The sequence below is a fragment of the Microbacterium paludicola genome (genome assembly GCF_015235415.1).
In the GTDB taxonomy this organism is placed as follows: Bacteria; Actinomycetota; Actinomycetes; order Actinomycetales; family Microbacteriaceae; genus Microbacterium; species Microbacterium paludicola.
Genome location: NZ_JADGLL010000088.1, coordinates 1 through 1,651 on the forward strand (window position 1 = coordinate 1; position 1,651 = coordinate 1,651).

The 1,651-nt window shown below is 67.7% G+C and carries 1 protein-coding gene; it reads right to left on the reverse strand.

The window, feature by feature from the left end; genetic code table 11:
• Positions 1–18: 18 nt before the first annotated feature.
• The gene (locus IR155_RS15620; protein WP_076689818.1) at positions 19–1,536 is read right to left on the reverse strand and encodes an IS1634 family transposase; all 1,518 of its coding nucleotides are present in this window, start codon (positions 1,534–1,536) and stop codon (positions 19–21) included.
• Positions 1,537–1,651: the final 115 nt, after the last annotated feature.

A 1,651-nucleotide genomic window follows, 5' to 3' on the forward strand; every position in this document is an offset into this window, starting at 1 on the left:
GACCTGGATCGTGTCAGTTTAGTGCCCCACGCCCGGCCGGAGTGCGGCGATGATGTCGGCGGCTTCCCCCGTTGGCGGGGTGGTCGCGGTGAGTTCGTGTCCGTCGATGGTGATCGTGACGTCACGCAGCGGGCGCAGCGCGCGGACGATACGGCGGACCGTCACGCCGGTGGTCTTGTAGAGGTGCCGGCTGATCGCGAGAGCGCAGAACACGACGGTGAGGTGCGCGTGGATCGAGTCCGCGGTCGACGCGAACATCGGCCTCGCCCGCAGGTCGGTCTTTGCCATCCGGAACGTCGCCTCGACCTGGAACAGGTCATGGTAGGCCGCCACGATCTCTGCAGCGGAAGCCGTCGCGGTGCTGAGGTTGGTGACGTACCCCTTGAGGCCGATGTATTCGCGGGCCTTCTCGACTCTTGCCCAGTTCACGCCGGGCTTGGTGCCGAGGGTGACGAACCGGTCCTTCTTCGCCGGGCGGGTGCCGGCAGCGATCTGCTCGGCGCGTTCGATCTGCTTGTTCAACGTGATGTTGTCGCGGATCTTCCGCTTGTGGGAGTACTGCCACACCACTCGCCGCTCCCGCGCGTTCACACCCGCACCCATGGTTCGGGTGGTCTCGACCGTCTCCCCATCGGTGACGATGTTCCCGACGGTCGCGTAGTGCTCGGCGAGATCGTATGGCGCGGAGGAGGTGCGGGAGCCGACGATGAAACCGAACCCGGCGTCCTCCAGCCGGTTCAGGTTCGCTGCGGACAGCATGCCGGCGTCCGCGACGACCACGACCTCGGTCGCGGAGTGACGTTCGCGGAACTGGTCGAGGACGGGCAGCAGGGTGAGAGTCTCGCCCCTGTTGCCCGCGAACTCGTGGACTTCGAGGGGGAACCCGCCCTGGTCCACGAGGAGGCCGACGAGGATCTGCGGGTCGACGCGGCGCTCTTTGCTCATCCCGACCTTGCGGAGCTTGTCTTCACGCTCCGCCTCGAAGTAGAGGGTGGTGACGTCGTAGAGCACGACGGTGAGCGGGCCAGATCGGGTCGCATGCGCGTAGGCTGCGGCGGCGATCTTCGACCGCCAGTCCTGCTCAACGCTGCGGGCGAGGGTCCGCCACACGGTCGACAGCGACGGCGCACCCGGGACACCGAGCTCGTCCCACACCCGCAGCGTGTCCGCCTTGCTGGTCGGCTCGACGACGCGGGCCAGGACCAGCTTCTTGAATGTGTCGTTGCCGACCGCGTCGAACCCGAGACGGGCGTAGGCGTCCTCGAGGACATCCCACAACAACCTGGACCTCGACCCGGTCACCGTCGGCGCGGTCGTGGCCGGCGGCGTCGCGCCCAGCCCGTCCAGATCGAACGGGACATGCCCGGCCAGCTCCGCGATCCGCTCCCGCGCGATCGCGACCAGCACCGCGAGCTGCTCATCGTCGTGCGCGGAGCCGAGGTGCTCCACGATCGTCCGCACACCACGGGTCTTCGACGCGATCTGCACCGCCGTCGCACCCGACGCGGTGCGCACCTTCCGCACGAACCACCCCACCGAGCGAGTCTAGATCGACGCCGTTAGTGCCCCGCACGAGGCACCAACACCCCCGGAAAATCAAGCCTCAACGATCCTCAACCCGCGAAATCACCCGACGGTGACACGATCCAGG